Origin of the sequence: Streptomyces piniterrae (genome assembly GCF_005048155.1) — a bacterium.
GTDB lineage: Bacteria > Actinomycetota > Actinomycetes > Streptomycetales > Streptomycetaceae > Streptomyces > Streptomyces piniterrae.
In genome coordinates this window covers 352,733-368,312 of sequence record NZ_SUMB01000005.1, presented here as the reverse complement: position 1 = coordinate 368,312, position 15,580 = coordinate 352,733, and the positions used below count along the sequence as shown (strand labels likewise).

The window sequence follows — 15,580 nt, the reverse complement described above, 5'->3', positions numbered from 1 at the left end:
GGGGTCAGAGGCCGCGCTTCTTCACGTCGGCACCCGGCTGGGAGATCCGGTCCAGGAGGACGCCCAGGCAGACGATGGCGATACCGGCCGTCATGCCGAGCGCCAGGTCGCCCTTGGCCAGGCCCTTGACGACGTCGACGCCGAGCGCGCCGCCGCCGATCATGCCCGCGATGACCACCATGGACAGGACCAGGACGACGCCCTGGTTGACCGCGAGCAGCAGCGACGGGCGGGCGAGCGGCAGCTGCACCTGGCGGAGCTGCTGGCCGGTGGAGGCGCCGAGCGAGCGGGATGCCTCCAGGGCCGCCGGGTCGATCTGGCGGATGCCCTGGTTGGTGATGCGGACCACCGCAGGCAGCGCGTAGAGCACGGCCGACGCGACACCCGCCGTACGACCGCCGCTGAACAGGGCGACCATCGGGATCAGGTAGACGAACTGCGGAATGGTCTGGAGGGTGTCGAGCAGCGGCCGGATGGCCCGCTCCACCCGGTCGACCCGGCCGGCGAGCACGCCGATCGCGAAGCCGAGCAGCAGGGTCACGGCGAGGGCCGCGATGACCTGCGACAGGGTGTCCATGGAGCGGGTCCACAGGCCCATGCCGCCGATCACGCCGAGCGCGAGCACCGCGGTGACCGCGGCCTTCCAGCGGCCCACCGCGTAGGCGAGCACACCGGCGACGAGCAGGAGCGCCCACCACGGGGTGGCCTGCAACGCGTCGCGCAGCGGGTTGATGACGTACTCGGCGAAGCCGGAGGCCCAGGTGAGGGTGCCGCCCAGGACCGGGATGCCGGAGCCGAGCTCGCTCTCGATCCAGTCGACCACGGAGTTCACCGGCTCGGAAATGGAGACGACCCAGTTGTCGGGCCACTCCAGCTTGCCGAGGGCGGTGCCGACCGCGGTGGCGCCGGCGGTCGCGGCCGCGACGACGGCCCAGGGCAGCCACGACCTGTTCCGGCGGGTGGCGGCCGCCGGGTCGTCGAGGCGCTCGCCCACCACGGCGGTGGTGCGGTCCAGCCAGATGGCGATCAGGACGATCGCGATGCCGGCCGTCAGGGACTGGCCGGTGTCGAGGATCGACAGGGAGCGGTAGATCTCCTCGCCGAGGCCGCCGGCGCCGATCATCGAGGCGAGCACGACCATCGACAGACACATCATGATCGTCTGGTTGAGGCCGAGCAGCATCTGCTTGCGGGCCAGCGGGAGCCGGGCCGTGAAGAGCTGCTGCCGGTAGGTCGCGCCGAGGGACTGGGATGCCTCCAGGGCCGCCGCGTCCGCGCCGCGCAGGCCGAGCGAGGTGAGCCGGGCCATCGGCGGAGCCGCGTAGATCACGGTGGTGACGAAGGCGGAGGGGGTGCCCACGTCGAAGATCAGCACGAACGGCAGCAGATACGAGAAGGCCGGCAGGACCTGCATCGTGTCGAAGACCGGGCGCAGGATCCGCTCACCGCGGTCGGAGAGGCCGGAGATCATGCCGAGCACCACGCCCACCAGGGCGGCGACGACGACGCAGACGACCATCAGGCCGACGGTCTCCATCGCGGGTTCCCACATGCCGAGCAGGCCGATCAGGCCGAAGGCGCCGAGCGCGGTGCCCGCGGTGCGCAGGGCGCGGCGCTGCAGCCCGGCACCGCCCGCCGCCCAGGCGACGAGCACGGCGGCGACGGTCACGCCGATGAACCCGAGGTTCTCCAGGCCCAGGACCACCGAGTCGACCGCGGACTGCGCGGTGTTGCTGATGTGCAGCAGGAAGTAGAGGAAGAGCGGGTGCGTGTCGCGGTTGTCGACCAGCCACTCGTTCAGGTCGGTGAGCGGCGTACGCAGGTCGAAGGTGAGGTCCTTCGGCCAGATGCCGCTGCCGCCGGCGAGCGCGGCGATGACCGCCACGAGCAGGGCGGCGACCAGGAGCACGGCCTTGGGGTTGCCGGCCAGGCGGGCCCAGAAGCCCGGGGCCGCTGGCGGGCTCTCGGACCCGCTGTGCGTGATGCGGTCCCGCTTGTCGAGGACCGGCGTCTCGGTCGGGGCGGCACTCATACCGTGGCCGCCTTCTTGTCGGCGGCGTCCGCTTCGTCGTCGAGGCCCGCCACCACGGACAGCAGCTGGGCGTGGTCGACGACGCCGAGGGTGCGGCCGCCCTCGACGACGCGGCAGTGCTCGCCACTGCGGGCGACGGCCTCGATGGCGTCGACGACCAGGGTGTCCGGGGCGAGCGCGGCGCCCGAGCCCGTCTCCTCGGCGTCGGCCGGGCGCATCGCGCGGCGCACCGAGATGACCTGCTCGCGCGGGACGTCCCGGACGAAGTCGCGTACGTACTCGTCGGCCGGGTTGGCGACGATCTCCTCGGGGGTGCCCAGCTGCACGATCTCGCCGCCGCGCATCAGCATGATGCGGTCGCCCAGGCGCAGCGCCTCGGAGAGGTCGTGGGTGATGAAGACCATGGTGCGGCCCTCTTCGCGGTGCAGGCGGATGACCTCCTCCTGCATGTCCCGGCGGATCAGCGGGTCGAGGGCGCTGAACGGCTCGTCGAAGAGCAGCACTTCGGGGTCGACGGCGAGGGCGCGGGCGAGGCCCACGCGCTGCTGCTGACCACCGGAGAGCTGGGTCGGGCGGCGGTGCTCCATGCCGGCGAGGCCGACCTTCTCGACGATCTCCTGCGCCTTGGCCCGGCGCTCGGCCTTGCCGACGCCCTGGATCTCCAGGCCGTACGCGACGTTGTCGAGGACCGAACGGTGCGGCAGGAGGCCGAAGTTCTGGAAGACCATGGCGGCGCGATGCCTGCGGAGTTCGCGCAGCTTGCCCTTGTCCAGGGCGAGCACGTCCTCGCCGTCGAAGGATATGGAGCCGCTGGTCGGCTCGATGAGCCGGGTCAGGGTCCGCACGAGCGTGGACTTGCCGGAGCCGGACAGGCCCATGACGACGAAGACCTCGCCGCGCTGGACGTCGAAGGAGACGTCGCGGACGGCCGCGGTACAGCCGGTGCGCTCGGTCAGCTCGGCCGCGGACAGGCCGGCCAGCTCCTTGTCGGCGGGGACGCGCTTGGCCTTGGGCCCGAAGACCTTCCACAGGTGGCGGACGGAGAACACGGCGTCGCGGTCGTCCGCCCCGGTGGTCACGGTCGCGGACGCGGTCTCCTCGACCTCGGCCTTCTTGGTGTCGACGGTCCCGGCCTTCGTCGTGTCGACGGCCCCGGCCTTCGTGGTGTCGACGGTCTCGGACTTCTTGGTGTCGACGGTCTCGGACTTGCCTTCTGCGGATGCGCCGGCGGAGGTGTTAGCCATTACGCATCACCTCCCTGGGTAGGTGCTTCCTTGAGCATTTCGGCGCACTTCTCCCCCACCATCAGCACACCGAGCATGGGGTTGACGGCCGGCATCGTCGGGAACACGGAGGCGTCCGCGATCCGGATACCGGCCAGGCCGCGGATCCTCAACTGCGGGTCCACAACGGCGAGTTCATCGTTCTCGGCGCCCATCTTGCAGGTGCCGGCGGGGTGGTAGACGGTGTGTGCGGCCTTGCGCACCAGCTCGCCGATCTCCGCGTCGTCGGTGACGTCCGGGCCGGGGAAGACCTCGCGCTTGAGCCACTTGGCGAACGGCTCCGCCTGCGCGACCTTCCGGGCCAGCTTGATGCCGTCGACCAGGGTCTGCCCGTCGTAGTCGCCCTCGTCCTCGAAGTACCGGAAGTCCAGCGCAGGCTTGACCTCGGGGTCCGCGGAGGTGAGGTAGAGCCGGCCGCGGGAACGGGACTTGGGGATGTTCGGGGTCATCGACACCCCGTGCTCGGGCCGCTCGTAACCCAGCCGCTCCGGGTTGTCGGTGAACGGGATCTGGTAGAAGTGGAACATCAGGTCGGGGCCCTTGTGCTCCGGGTCCCGCTTGACGAACAGGCCCGCGTCGGAGTCCATCGCGGAGTTGTCCGGGATCGGCCCGTCGGTCTCCCAGACGATCACCGACTCGGGGTGGTCGATCAGGTTCTCGCCGACGCCCGGCAGGTCGAGCACGCAGTCGATGCCCAGCGCTTCCAGGTCCGCCTTCGGCCCGATGCCCGAGTGCATCAGCAGCCGCGGCGTGTCGACGGCGCCGGCGCAGACCAGCACCTCGCGGCCGGCCTCGACGTAGACGTCCTCGCCGTCCTTCGTGCGGACGTGCACACCCTTGGCGCGCTCGCCGTCCAGCTCCAGCTTGTACGCCCAGGTCTCCAGCATCAGCGTGAGGTTCGGGCGGTCCCCGGCCTCCATGTGCGGGTGGAGGTAGGCGACGGAGGCGGACGACCGCTTGTTGGTCTCCGGGTGGTAGGAGAGGTCGAAGAAGCCGACGCCCTCCTCGAAGGGCTGGTCGTTGAAGCCGACGACCTCCGGGACGCCGAGGGCGGTCTTCGTCGCCTCGATCCAGTCCGTGGCGATCTGGTTCTGGTCCTTCTTCGCCACCCGCACGATGTTGTTGCGCAGCTTGCCGAAGTACGGATCCATGGCCGCGGCGTTCCAGCCGGTGGCCCCGGCCTCCTCCCACTCGTCCCAGTCGGACGGCAGCGGCTTGAAGGAGATCAGCGTGTTGTGCGAGGAGCAGCCGCCGAGGACCTTGGCGCGGCTGTGCAGGATGTGCGAGTTGCCGCGCGGCTGCTCGGTGGTCGTGTACTCGTAGTCCAGCTCACCGCCGAGCAGACCCAGCCACTTGCGCAGGGTCAGCACGTCTTCGCGGTCGATGTCCGACGGGCCGCCTTCGATGACGGCGACGGTGACGTCCGGGTCCTCGGTGAGGCGGGAGGCAATGACGGAACCGGCGGTTCCGCCGCCGACAACGACATAGTCGTACACGGGCATGAGGGGTACTCCTTTACTGCGTGGTGCGTGATGCGAGGTTGCGTGTCCGGGCGTCAGCCCGCGAACCACCGCACCGGCGCCGGCCGCAGGTTCTCGTAAATGTGCTTGCTCTCGCGGTACTCGTCCAGACCCGTGGGGCCCAGTTCCCGGCCGATACCGGACTTGCCGAAACCGCCCCACTCCGCCTGCGGCAGGTAGGGGTGGAAGTCGTTGATCCAGACCGTGCCGTGCCGCAGCCGGGCGGCGACCCGGCGGGCGCGGGCCGTGTCGGCGGACCACACCGCACCGGCCAGCCCGTACTCGGTGTCATTGGCCAGCGTGACGGCCTCGTCCTCGGTCGTGAACGTCTCGACGGTCAGGATCGGGCCGAAGGTCTCCTCGCGGACCACCTTCATCTCGCGGTGGCAGCCGTCCAGCACGGTCGGCGAGAAGAAGTAGCCGGTGGCCGGGCGTACGTCCGACGGCTTGGGGCGGGAGCCACCGCTCCGCAGCTGCGCCCCCTCGGCGAGCGCGGAGGCGACATAGGCCTCCACCTTCTCCAGCTGCTGCTGCGATACGACCGGACCGCACTCCACGCCGTCCTCGGTGCCCCGGCCGAGCTTGATCTTCTCGGCGCGGCGGGCCAGCTCGGAGACGAAGCGGTCCCGCACCGACTCCTCGATGATCAGCCGGGCACCGGCCGAGCAGACCTGCCCGCTGTGGATGAACGCGGCGTTCAGCGCCTGGTCGACAGCGGTGTCGAAGCCTTCTTCGGTGGCGCATGCGTCGGCGAACACCACATTGGGGTTCTTGCCGCCCAGCTCCAGCGCGATCTTCTTCGCACCGGAGACCGCCGCCGCGCCCGCCTTCGTACCGCTGGCGAGACCGCCGGTGAAGGAGAACAGATCCACGTCCGGGTGCTCGGCCAGCCGCTGGCCGACGGGGAGGCCCGCGCCGGTGACGATGTTGGCGACGCCGGCCGGCAGACCGGCCTCCACCAGAAGCTTGATCAGGTGGACCGTCGACAGCGGGGTGACCTCGCTGGGCTTGATCACAAAAGTATTGCCGGCCGCGAGGGCCGGCGCGATCTTCCAACTCGCCTGGAGCAGCGGGTAGTTCCAGGGCGTGATCATGGCACAGACGCCGACCGGCTCACGCACGACCACGCTGTGGATGTCGGGCGAGCCGGCGTCGACGACCCGTCCGCCGCTCTCGTTCATCACCAGGTCCGCGAAGTAGCGGAAGGCGTCGGTGACGCAGTCGACGTCGATCCGGCCCTCCTCCAGCGTCTTGCCGGTGTCGCGGCTCTCGATCAGACCGATCTCCTCGCGGTCCCGCTGGAGCAGGTCGGCGACGCGGCGCAGCAGGGCCGCGCGGTCGGCCACGGCCGTACGGGGCCAGGCACCGGCGCCGCCGTCGAAGGCGCGACGCGCGGCCTCGACCGCCGCGTCGGCGTCCTCGGCACCGCCCTCGGACACCACCTGGAGCGTCGTCGCGTCGGCCGGGTCGAGGACCTCCCGTGTGGCGCCGGATGCGGCCGCCTGCCACACCCCGTCTACGTGAATGGTGTCGATTGCCGCCACGTCGTTCTGCCTTCCGCTTACCTGATTTGTTCTCACTGGTTCAACCACTGGCTCAACCAGCAACCGGGACCCCTCCCCGAAAGCCCTCGACCTATGCCCAAACCTTGATGGAAAGTGACCCGACTCACTGAATGTGCGGCCGAATGCCCCGGTACGTACCCTGAAGAGCTGTATGCCCTTCGGGATCGGAGGTGCGAGATGACCAGCGGATGCCGGACCAGTGGTCGTACCAGTGGTAACCGCACCAGTGGACGACCTGGACGACCTTCTTGCCGACGCACCGCACACGCGGCCTCGGCCCTGTTCTGCGGCACAGTACTCCTTACGGCCGCCGCAGGTACCGCCGCGGCGGCCGACCCCGACGGCGAGGGCGACCTCGCCAACAAATCGGCCCAGCAGATTTCCGACACCTCACGCCGCGAACTCCTGGCCGCGAAATCCCTGCGACTGCGGACGGCGACCAGCGTCAGCCCCACCAAACTCGACCTCACCCTCGACCGGGCCGGTAATTGCGTGGGCGCTATCAGTAAGGGCGCATTCGGCAGGGTCGAACTGATCAAGCGCGGAAAACAGGTCTGGATGCGCCCCGACGCCGCCTACTGGAAAACCCAGCTCCCCGGCCGCGAGGGCATCGAAGCCGCCAAGGAATTCAAGGGCCGCTTTCTGCACGGCACCACCGACGACGCCTACCTCGCCCGGCTCTCCGCCGCCTGCGACCTGACCGCCTTCCAGCGGTCCGCCGCCGGCCCGGACCACCCGCCGTCCCCGCCGCCGGGCAGCCCCACCCCCCGCCCGCCCGTCCTCCACAAGGGGAAGCCGACCGTCCACGAAGGCGCCCGCGTCCTGCCCATCACCAAGAAGGACGGCCCGGTGAGCCAGACCCTCTACGTGGCGATCAAGGGCAAGCACTACCCCGTCAAGCTCACCACCATGATCGACCACGAGACCAGCACGCTCCTGCTGAGCAACTACGACAAGCCGGTCCCGAAGAAAACGCCCGCTCCCCGCAACACGGTCGACATCTCCGCGCTAGAGAAACGCTTGCAAAGCACGTAACGGTTTCCCCAGTCGAATTCCCCGGCACTGATCGAAGGAGCGGGCATGTCACACGTCTTCGCGGACATCTCCATGTCGCTGGACGGATATATCACCGGTCCGAACCCCGGCGTCGGCAACGGCCTGGGCGACCACGGCGAACGGCTGCACCAATGGCTGTTCGGGCTCGCCAGCTGGCGACGAATGCACGGCCTGCAAGGGGGCACGGGAGGCCGCGACTCCGAATTACTGGACGAGGCATTCGAGCGCGCCGGCAGCTTTGTCATGGGCCGCCGCATGTTCGACATCGCCGAGGAGCCCTGGGGCGACGAACCCCCCTTCCACGGCCCGGTGTTCGTCGTCACCCACCGCCCCCACCCGCCCCTCGTCAAACAAGGCGGCACCACCTTCCACTTCATCACGGAAGGGCCCGAGGACGCCGTACGCCGGGCCACGGAAGCGGCGGCCGGGAAGGACGTGTCCGTGGCCGGCGGGGCCGACGTCATCCGACAACTGCTCACCGCCGACCTCCTGGACGAGCTGCAGATCCATCTCGTCCCCGTACTGCTGGGCGGCGGACTCCGGCTGTTCGACTCACTCCCGCCCGGCCTCCGCGAACTGGACACCACCCGCGTGGTCGCCTCCCCCGGCGTCACCCACGTACGCCTACGCCCGGCGAAGTAGCTCAGCCGACGGCGGTCAGCGTTCCCTCTTCCTCCCCTTGCTCTCCCGCCGCGCCTGCTCCTTCTCCACCAGCCGCGCCAAATCCTTCATCTCCTCCGACGCCTCGGCCTCCCCGCCGTCCCCGCCGTCCTCATCCTCCGCACACGACACCCCCGCCTCCCGGAGCTGCTGCGCATGCGCCTCCACCGGCGGATCGGGATCGAAGTCGGACGGCCGCGGCGGCTCAGGACCGTCCGGCCCGATCCGCACCAGCCGCTCCACCCGCACCACCTTGTAGAAGCAGACCCCGTCCCCCACCTCCAGCTCGTTCCCCTGCCGCTCGTCCAGCAGATTCGCGGCCCGCTCGTACGCGTCCCGCTCCGCCTGGCCGAGCTGGAGCATCACCGGCGCCATCACCCGCAGCCACATCGTCAGCGAATCCCGCGCATTCTGCGGCGTGTTGCAGGCCGACGTATGCGGCTTCCACTGCCCGCCGGCGCCACCGACCCGCTCCGCGATCATGAACCCGGCCGGCAACAGCACCCCGCCCGGATGCGTACGCGCCGCCCGCTGCGAATCCCTGCGCACCTCCGGCGGCACCGTCCCCGCCGCCCGCACGAACTGCAGCAGGTCGAACTTGAGGATCCCCTCGGACATCCCCGTCCCGACCACCGGATCGATCACAAACCCCTCGGTACGACTGGGCAGCCGATACGCCTCACCGGGCTCCGCCGGATCCGGATCCGACGGCCGCGGCGGCTCGGGCCCGTCCGCCCCGTGCCGAATGAACTGCTCCCCGTGCACCACCCGATACCGGTCCCCCAGCACCGTCAGCTCATCGACCTTCTCCCAGTCCAGCCGCACCGCCGCCGCCACACACTCCGCACGCGCCGCCTCGTCCCCCGACTCCTCGGCCCGATCCGCCATCCGCCGGAACGTCGACGCCATGGTGTCCCGGGAATCCTGCGGCGTGCTCTCCCCGAAGCTGATGACCTCCCAGCCACCCTCTTCACGCTCCCGCACATGCCCGAACACGGGCCCGCCAGCGCCGAGAATCTCGGGATACACCTCCCGCGCCCGCCAGGCCTCCTCATCCGAGAAAGCCGCCACCGGGCTGTCCTGGGCGACGACCCTGATCGTCCGATACGCCGGTACCTGCTCACCAGACACGCCCTCACCGCGCCCCTTCATCCACATGCCCCGACACCTCACCGAGCGCCTGAAGCTGGCCATAGTGATGCACCAACGCCCGGCACACGCGGGCGAGTTGCTGCGCGTAACGCCACGCCGACACGAGCCCGCTCCCGGCCCCCGCGAGCTCCCCCGTCTTCCGCCGCGCCTCCCGCACCCCGGCCAACGCCGCACACCGCACGGCGTCGTCCGCCGGCAACCCCCAAGCCAGCTCCAGGACTTCGGGGATGAGCAGCGCGATATGCCCCCGTAGCAACAGGGTCACGTCCTCCAGTTCGTCATGCCGCGGCACGGGCGCGCCCTCGGCGAGCACCGCGTCGAGACTGCGCAGAATCGTGCGCATGTCGATCCCATACGCACTGATTTCCTCCTTTAGAAGGAAATTTCGATGAAGCGAGGTCTGCTGGTCCATGCGTCGACGATGCTCGTCGCGGGCCCGTGAAGGCGAGCCTGCGAGGCCGTACGAAATTTCTGTACGGGTCCCGCCGTCATCCCGTACGGGAGGAAAAGCGCTATGCCCTACGACGGCTACTACGACAACATCCCGGTGAGCCTGCGCATCCTGGGCCTGCAAATGAAGGCGTTACGAGAACTGGCCGGCCTCACCCAGCACGGCCTGGCCGACAAGGTCGGCTTCTCCGAATCCTTGATCAGCAGCGTGGAATGCGGCCGCCGCCCACTCAAAGAGGACCTCGCGCTGAAGCTGGAGGAAGCGTTCAAGGTCCCGGGTGTGTTCATGTCCGTCATCGAGGAGCAGCTGAAGGAGCCGCATCCTTCGTGGTTCCAGCCGTACGCAGATGCCGAAGCGGAGGCGGTCGCGTTGTCCGCGTACGGCACGCACCTCGTCAAGGGCCTGCTCCAGACTGAGGCATACGCGCGAGCGGTGCACATCGACTACCACCCGGCCTTGGACGACGACGAGATCGAACGTCGAGTGACCGCCCGGCTGTCTCGGCAAAAGCTCCTCTCTCGTGTCCCGACGGCGTCCCTGAGCTTCATCTTGGAGGAGGTCGTACTGCGTCGCCCCATCGGCGGTCCGGAGGTGCTGCGCGAGCAACTGCACCACCTCCTGGAAATCGGCCGAATGCGGCACGTTCAGATTCAAGTGATGCCGACGAACCGCACGAGCCACGCGGGTCTGGCCGGGCCATTCACCCTGGTCGAGCCACCGGATCGGGAGATGTGCGCCTACCTCGAAGTCCAGAACGTCGGCCAACTTGTGACTGCGCGACGGGCAGTCAGCGCCATGGCGCGACGGTATGGAATCCTGCAAAGCCAGGCCCTGAACGCCGAGGAATCAGCGGAGTTCATCCAGAAGTTGGCGATGGAGGATCAATGAGCAACTTGCAGTGGTTCAAGTCCAGCTACAGCGGCGGTGGCGGCGACGACTGCGTCGAGGTTGCCTACGACTGGCGCAAGTCCAGCCACAGCGGCGGTGAAGGCGGCGAGTGCATCGAGGTCGCCACGTCCCCCGACACCATCCACGTCCGCGACTCCAAGCACATATCCGGCCCGGTCCTCGACCTCACCCCCACCCAGTGGGCGGACTTCATCGCCTACGCGCCCGTGGCGGATTCGCGGCGTTGATGGCCCCCTCACCCGGCTCTACGATCCGCAACTTCGACATCACGAACACGTCGGCTCGTGGAGCCGGGTGAAGGAGGAGTCATGACTCACGCCTGGGAAGCAGACCCGTCCGCTACGTTCGAGCGCCGGTTAGGGAAGTCTGCCGCGGAGCTTCAGCACACCACCGGACGCGACGCCTGCCCTGACATCTGGGCACTCGACAACGGGGACATCGCCGTCATAGGGCGTGATCTCACCGAGGTCTACCGGGCACAGCTGCCGGACGGGGTCACGATCCGCTCCGATGAACGGCTGGTCATCATCCCGGGCAACATGCTGAGTGCGGCAAAGCCGGATATTCCCGATGCTCGACCTTGATGCTCTCGGGCTCGAACCATCGCTGGGAGAGACGCTTCCCCTCAATGCCTACCGAGGCGACTTCCGCGAGCGTCAGCGCACCATCAGCGGCCTGGATTCCTGGAAGCTGGAGCGGCGACAGCATTTCGAGGAGCCTGGGGACAGCAGTTGGGAAGCGTTCTCCCGAGGCGACTGGGAGGAGTCCCTGCGACTTGCCGAAGCCGAGCGCGATTTCATCCACGAGTTCTCGGAAGAGACAGCGCAGCAAGGGGTCGTCCTCTACCGCGTCCGGGTTGTGGAGAAACCTCTGATCCCTTATCTCCAATGGGAGATGCACCTGCTTCGGCTGCGCGCGGAGTACGGCGAGAAGATCCGGGTGGTCGGTCCGGAACAGATCCAAGTCCTGGAGAGAGAACATCCGCTGCCGGAACTAGTGACACTCGGCGATCAGGTCGTGTACAAGATTCTCTACAACGAGCAGGGGGTTCTGGACGGCGGCATCCGCTATCTGTCCTCGGACGTCACCGCGCGCTGCCGCGACTTCATACAGTGTCTGTACGAGTCCGGTGAGGAATTGAGTTCCTATTTCGCGCGCGAGGTCGCCCATCTGCCGCCGCCACTCCCCCAGTAGCGGAAGAGTGACGGGCATGGCCGACGTGGGTAGTACGCACTCCGAGCTCTCGGGCTCCGCCACTGATGTCGTGCAGGCCAGGGACATCAGCGGCGGCGTCCACTTCCACAACCAGGAACCCGCTCCCCGGACCGGGAACAGCCTGCCCAAGCCCCGCCAACTACCCCGCGACATAAGGGGGTTCGTTAACCGTTCCGATGAATTGCGGCAGCTCAACGAGCTGCTCACGGACGACGGTGGTGAACCGCTCGTCGTATCGATCTGCGTCGTCGCCGGGACGGCTGGCGTAGGCAAAACGTCCATGTCGTTGCGCTGGGCGCACCGGGTTCAGGAGCACTTTCCCGACGGCCAGCTCTATGTGAACCTGCGGGGATACGACCCCGGTGCGCCGGTCACCTCGCAGGAAGTGCTGCACCGGTTCCTTTCCGCGCTCGGCGTGCCCGCGAAGGCGATACCGGCGGAGCCGGAAGCCGCATCGGCGCTCTATCGCTCGCTGCTGGCCGGGCGGCGCATGCTGATCGTGCTGGACAACGCGGCGACCGCAAGGCAGGTCCGGCCGCTGCTTCCCGGGACGGCGGGGTGTCTGGTGCTGGTCACAAGCCGCGACCGCTTGTCCGGCCTGGTCGTCCGCGACGGTGCACGCCGGGTGAAGCTCGGGACGCTGGACGCACCGGAAGCGGTGACGCTGCTGCGCGCGGTGACCGCGGACTACCGCAGTGGGGACGACGAGGAGAAACTCGCCGAATTGGCCCGCCTTTGCGCACGCCTCCCCCTGGCGCTGCGTATCGCGGCCGAACGTGCCGCCGCTCGTCCGCGTATGGGGTTGGACGAACTAATGAGAGATCTCCGTGACGAATCGGCCCTGTGGGATGCCTTGAGTACGGGAAGTGCTGGAGACGACGAGGAAGCTGACGCGGTACATACGGTGTTTGCCTGGTCCTATCGGGCGTTGCCCGAAGAAGCGGCGTATCTGTTCAGAGTGCTCGGGCTGTTCCCCGGGCCCGAGTTCGGCGCCTCTGCGGCGGCCGCCCTCGCCGGGGTGAGCCTCAGCCAGGCGCGGCACCTACTGGACGTGCTCGAAGGGGCGCATCTGCTGGAGCAGACAGCTCCGGACCGGTACGAGTTCCATGACCTGCTGCGGGCCTATGCGACGGACCAGGCCCAGCAGGAGGAGACACCCGAGGGCCGTGTGGCGGCTCTGCGGCGCGTACTCAACTGGTACTTGCACACGGCGGACGCCGCGCAGACATGGATCAACCCGCACGAGGCCCATATCCTGCTCGACCCGCCGGATGTCGGCGTCGCACCACTGATCTTCTCGGACTACGACGAGGCGCTGAACTGGTACGAGCTGGAGCGCGCCAATCTCCTGGCAGCCGCCCGCGCGGCCGAGGAAGCCGGGCTGGACCGGGCGGCCTGGCAGATGGCGGCCGTACTGCGGAGCATCCATATGCTCCTCAGCCCCTTTGAGGAATGGCTCGCCATGGGCCAGATCGGGTTGCGCGCCGCCGGCCGGCTGGGTGACCGGGCCGCGGAGGCCGAGATTCTGGAGAGCCTCGGCATGGCGTACACGCAGTCCCATCGACTGGAGGACGGAGCCCGCTGTCACGAGAAGGCGCTCGATCTGTGCCACGAACTGGGTGACCGCCTCGGGGAGGCGCTTTCCCTGAACAACATTGGTCTGGTCTGCCTACGTCAGCGACAGCTGGAGGACGCGGGCGCCCGGTTCGAGCAGGGGCTCGCACTCTTCCGGGAACTCGACGCCGCACATTGGGAATCCGTGGTGATGTCGAATCTGGCCGAGGTGCGCTACGAAATGCAGCGCCTGGCGGACGCCCACAACCTCATCGGCCGCGTCCTGGACATGCACCGTGCGCAAGGAAACCAGGGCAGCACCGGCAACGCCCTGCGCATCCTGAGCGCCGTCCAGCGTGAGCTGGGCGAGCCGGAGAACGCGCTGCGGTCGGCGCAGGAGGCCGTGGACATCGCGCGCGGCAGGCGCAACCATCCCTGGGAGGGCTACTGGCTGCTGGAACTCGGTGCGGCCCAGCAGGCCAACGGCCGGTTCCCGGAGGCGCTGGCGTCCTACCAGCGGGCCGCGGCCGTCCAGCGTCGCCTCGGCGACCGGTCCCGTGAGGCCCGTGCCTGGATGGGCGCGGGCGAGGCGTACGGGCGCATCGAGCGGTTCGACGAGGCTGCGGCTTTCCACCGGCGGGCGGCCGCCGTACATCGTGAGCTGCGCGATCACTGGCAGCTGGCGCTGGCGCTCGACGGGCTGGCCGGGGCGTGCGAGGCGCTGGAGCGGGAGGACGAGTCGCGGCAGCACCGGTCCGAAGCGCTGGGCATTGTGGCGGCGTACGAGGACCCTCGGGCGGTGCGGATGCGGGAGCGGCTGGAGAGCGCGCTGGGGAGGGGATGAACTTTTCGGGCATCGCAGCTGTCCTTGCTGCCAGCTCTCCCTGCCTGCTGTCCTCCCGGCCCTGCTGTCCGCGTGACGCTCGGCGAGCCGTAGGCCCGGCTCTTCGTCGGCCGGAAGACAATTCGGGCATGGCTAATACAGCGACGAAAGCAGTGCTCGAAGGCGGTCCCGAGGAGCTTCCGGAGCGGGTTGTTCCGATCGAGCGTCCCGGGGACGATCTGAAGATCCCGTTTCGGAATGGCTATGAACACTTCAAGGCCACGTCACGGGAGAAGGACACCGGCGAAGGGCGGCTGCCCGTCTACGAGTGGTGGGAGCGCACCGAGCTGCCCGGGTGACGCCCGGGTGACGGTGGATTCCGGCCCGATCGGCTTGCGGCCGATCGGGCCGATCGGGCCGATCAGGGTGTTTCGGTGGGGGCGAAGGCCTCCAGGGCTATGCGTTGGGTCTCCTGCTGCTGGGGCCAGTCCGTCTCCGGGCCCCGGACGAGTACCGCGAACTGGTGGCCGTCGGCGGTGGTGAAGGCGCAGTCGACCACCTTGACGCGCACGCCCAGGCTGTCGCTGTCGTACGCGTAGACCAGTTGGGTGGCGTCCGGGCCCATATCGGGGTCGCTGAGCGGTTCGAGGCTGATCTCCTCGTAGCCGGGCTGGCCGGCCAGGCCCTTTGATGCCTCTTCCAGTGCCTGGCGCGGGGTGTAGTCGGGTTCGGTGATCTCGAAGATCTGGACGAGGCCGCTGTCGTCCGGCGACGTGTAGAAGACGCCGGTTTTGCGGACGTCGCGCTTCCAGCCCTCGGGCAGCACGGTGGTGAAGCCCTTGTCGTCGTGGACGAGGTGGTAGCCGTCGGGGATCTGGGGCGAGGGGGAGGAAGTGGGGGTCTGGGAGGTGGGGGGACCGGATGAGGTGGTGGGGGTGCCCGACTTGGCCGAGGTCGACTTGGGCGCGCTGGCGCCGGCCGGTGGGCGGGCGGCGGCCGGGTCCTCGTTGAGGTGGTCCAGCAGCAGATAACCGCCGCCGAAGCCCACCGCGATCGCGGCCACCGCCGCGCCGGCGACCAGGGCCGTGGTCCGGCGGCGGCCGGACGGTACGGGCTCGGGGGCGGGGCTGACGCCAGGGGCATCACCGGGGAAGATGCCAGGGCCGGGCCCGGCATGCGGGTCGGCGTACGGGGCGGCATCGGGCGGCGGAAACCCAGGGGCGGCGGAGGGCGGGGCCGCCGATGCCGGGTCGAACGTCGGGCGGGGCGGCATCGGGCCCGTGTACGGCGCCGGGCGCGGGGCGCCGTCCTCCCAGGTCTGGGTTTCGCTGTTCCAGCGTGCGCCGCCGTCGTTGGCCAT

Annotated in this window: 15 protein-coding genes; 8 read left to right on the top strand and 7 right to left on the bottom strand. The window is 69.1% G+C overall.

What is annotated here, in order from left to right; all coding sequences use genetic code 11:
* Positions 1-4 precede the first annotated feature (4 nt).
* The 4 genes from FCH28_RS17920 to FCH28_RS17905 are packed head-to-tail and all read right to left on the bottom strand — an operon-like array spanning position 5 to position 6,379.
* Positions 5-2,032: an ABC transporter permease gene (locus FCH28_RS17920; RefSeq protein WP_136741042.1), complete on the bottom strand. Its 2,028-nt coding sequence runs from the start codon at positions 2,030-2,032 to the stop codon at positions 5-7.
* The gene (locus FCH28_RS17915; RefSeq protein ID WP_246102950.1) at positions 2,029-3,276 is read right to left on the bottom strand and encodes a quaternary amine ABC transporter ATP-binding protein; all 1,248 of its coding nucleotides are present in this window, start codon (positions 3,274-3,276) and stop codon (positions 2,029-2,031) included. The genes FCH28_RS17920 and FCH28_RS17915 overlap by 4 nt, the downstream gene beginning before the upstream one ends.
* Positions 3,276-4,817: a GMC family oxidoreductase gene (locus tag FCH28_RS17910; RefSeq protein ID WP_136741041.1), complete on the bottom strand. Its 1,542-nt coding sequence runs from the start codon at positions 4,815-4,817 to the stop codon at positions 3,276-3,278. The genes FCH28_RS17915 and FCH28_RS17910 overlap by 1 nt, the downstream gene beginning before the upstream one ends.
* 53 nt (positions 4,818-4,870) lie before the next feature.
* The gene (locus FCH28_RS17905; protein WP_136741040.1) at positions 4,871-6,379 is read right to left on the bottom strand and encodes an aldehyde dehydrogenase family protein; all 1,509 of its coding nucleotides are present in this window, start codon (positions 6,377-6,379) and stop codon (positions 4,871-4,873) included.
* Positions 6,380-6,577: 198 nt separating this feature from the next.
* Between FCH28_RS17905 and FCH28_RS17900 the strand changes: the two genes are divergently transcribed.
* Both FCH28_RS17900 and FCH28_RS17895 read left to right on the top strand, forming a co-directional pair.
* Positions 6,578-7,435: a hypothetical protein gene (locus tag FCH28_RS17900; protein ID WP_246102949.1), complete on the top strand. Its 858-nt coding sequence runs from the start codon at positions 6,578-6,580 to the stop codon at positions 7,433-7,435.
* A 45-nt stretch (positions 7,436-7,480) separates the two neighbouring features.
* Positions 7,481-8,098, top strand: a complete 618-nt coding sequence (locus FCH28_RS17895; RefSeq protein ID WP_136741039.1) for a dihydrofolate reductase family protein — start codon at positions 7,481-7,483, stop codon at positions 8,096-8,098.
* Positions 8,099-8,113: 15 nt separating this feature from the next.
* Here the strand turns inward: FCH28_RS17895 and FCH28_RS17890 are convergent, their stop codons facing one another.
* Positions 8,114-9,247 carry a DUF5954 family protein gene (locus tag FCH28_RS17890; protein WP_246102947.1) on the bottom strand — a complete coding sequence of 378 codons (1,134 nt, stop codon included), beginning with the start codon at positions 9,245-9,247 and terminating at the stop codon, positions 8,114-8,116.
* A gap of 4 nt (positions 9,248-9,251) precedes the next feature.
* Positions 9,252-9,680 (bottom strand): DUF6415 family natural product biosynthesis protein, encoded by a 429-nt coding sequence (locus FCH28_RS17885; protein ID WP_136741038.1) that lies wholly within the window; start codon positions 9,678-9,680, stop codon positions 9,252-9,254.
* A 102-nt stretch (positions 9,681-9,782) separates the two neighbouring features.
* Here FCH28_RS17885 and FCH28_RS17880 point away from each other — a divergent pair, with 102 nt between their 5' ends.
* The 6 genes from FCH28_RS17880 (at position 9,783) to FCH28_RS17855 (ending at position 14,579) form a co-directional block, all read left to right on the top strand.
* Positions 9,783-10,607, top strand: a complete 825-nt coding sequence (locus FCH28_RS17880) for a helix-turn-helix domain-containing protein (protein ID WP_136741037.1) — start codon at positions 9,783-9,785, stop codon at positions 10,605-10,607.
* On the top strand, positions 10,604-10,855 hold the full coding sequence (locus tag FCH28_RS17875) for a DUF397 domain-containing protein (protein ID WP_136741036.1): 252 nt from the start codon (positions 10,604-10,606) through the stop codon (positions 10,853-10,855). The genes FCH28_RS17880 and FCH28_RS17875 overlap by 4 nt, the downstream gene beginning before the upstream one ends.
* Before the next feature lie 81 nt (positions 10,856-10,936).
* Positions 10,937-11,212: a hypothetical protein gene (locus FCH28_RS17870; RefSeq protein ID WP_136741035.1), complete on the top strand. Its 276-nt coding sequence runs from the start codon at positions 10,937-10,939 to the stop codon at positions 11,210-11,212.
* Positions 11,199-11,822 carry a DUF6879 family protein gene (locus FCH28_RS17865; RefSeq protein WP_136741034.1) on the top strand — a complete coding sequence of 208 codons (624 nt, stop codon included), beginning with the start codon at positions 11,199-11,201 and terminating at the stop codon, positions 11,820-11,822. Before FCH28_RS17870 ends, FCH28_RS17865 begins: the two co-directional genes overlap by 14 nt.
* A gap of 16 nt (positions 11,823-11,838) precedes the next feature.
* Complete coding sequence (locus FCH28_RS17860) at positions 11,839-14,241, top strand: ATP-binding protein (protein WP_136741033.1); 2,403 nt, start codon at positions 11,839-11,841, stop codon at positions 14,239-14,241.
* Positions 14,242-14,369: 128 nt separating this feature from the next.
* Positions 14,370-14,579 carry a DUF5988 family protein gene (locus tag FCH28_RS17855; RefSeq protein WP_169314188.1) on the top strand — a complete coding sequence of 70 codons (210 nt, stop codon included), beginning with the start codon at positions 14,370-14,372 and terminating at the stop codon, positions 14,577-14,579.
* A 62-nt stretch (positions 14,580-14,641) separates the two neighbouring features.
* On the opposite strand, the gene FCH28_RS17850 is transcribed toward FCH28_RS17855, so the two are convergent.
* Entirely contained in the window at positions 14,642-15,580 is a 939-nt protein-coding gene (locus FCH28_RS17850; RefSeq protein WP_136741032.1) for a hypothetical protein, read from the bottom strand.